The sequence below is a fragment of the Hymenobacter agri genome (assembly GCF_054778495.1).
Genome location: NZ_BAAGZM010001145.1, coordinates 1 through 753 on the forward strand (window position 1 = coordinate 1; position 753 = coordinate 753).

General features: G+C 65.5%; 2 protein-coding genes. One reads left to right on the top strand and one right to left on the bottom strand.

Annotation, left to right across the window (positions count from 1 at the left end):
* Window positions 1-33 precede the first annotated feature (33 nt).
* Window positions 34-165, top strand: coding sequence for a helix-turn-helix domain-containing protein (locus ACYVDE_RS25000; protein ID WP_460504218.1), 132 nt, complete (start codon window positions 34-36; stop codon window positions 163-165).
* A 140-nt stretch (window positions 166-305) separates the two neighbouring features.
* On the opposite strand, the gene ACYVDE_RS25005 is transcribed toward ACYVDE_RS25000, so the two are convergent.
* Window positions 306-753: response regulator (locus ACYVDE_RS25005; protein WP_460504217.1), on the bottom strand; the 448-nt coding region annotated here is incomplete at its 5' end.

Consider the following 753-nt stretch of genomic DNA (forward strand, 5'->3'; position numbering starts at 1 on the left):
GCCCGCCCCGGCGCCGATGCCGCCGACGACAGCCTGCGGGCCCTCGAAGCCCGGCACATCGGCAAGCTGATGGGCGAGCTGGACGGCAACAAGCCCGACGTAGCCAAGCGCCTGGGCATCGGCCTCACGACGCTCTACCGCAAGCTGGAAGAATACGGGCTGTGACCGGAGTAGAGACGCATAGTTGCGTCTCATCGCCCGCGCATTTCGCACCATTGAGCATTCTACCGCAAGTCGTTCAACGACGAGACGCAACTATGCGTCTCTACATCCCAACGGACTGTTTGGATATGCAAACGGCTTGATTACTCTGCCAGCACGTCGAGCAGGAGCTGGCAGAGGTCGGCTTCCTCGTAGGGTTTCACCAGGCAGGCATTCATGCCAGCGGCAAGGTAGGCGGCGCGGTCGGTTTCGAAGGCGTTGGCGGTGAGGGCGATGATGGGTAGGCCGGCCCGGTCCGCGTCGGGCAGGGCACGCACGGCGGTCGTCACTTCTACCCCGCTCAGCCCGGGCATCCGGATATCGAGAATAGCCGCGTCGAAATCGTGGGCCTGAAGCTCGGCCAGAGCGTCGATGCCATTGGCCACGGCGGTTACGCGCACGCCCCAGTGCTCAAGCACCACCCGCGCAATCCACTGGTTGAGGTAGTTATCTTCGGCCAGCAGCAGGCGTCGGCCACGCAGGCCTTCGAAGACGGATGGCGTTTCGGTGGTGCCGGCGGCTGCCGGGCCGGCTCCCGCGGCGCGGGGCAGG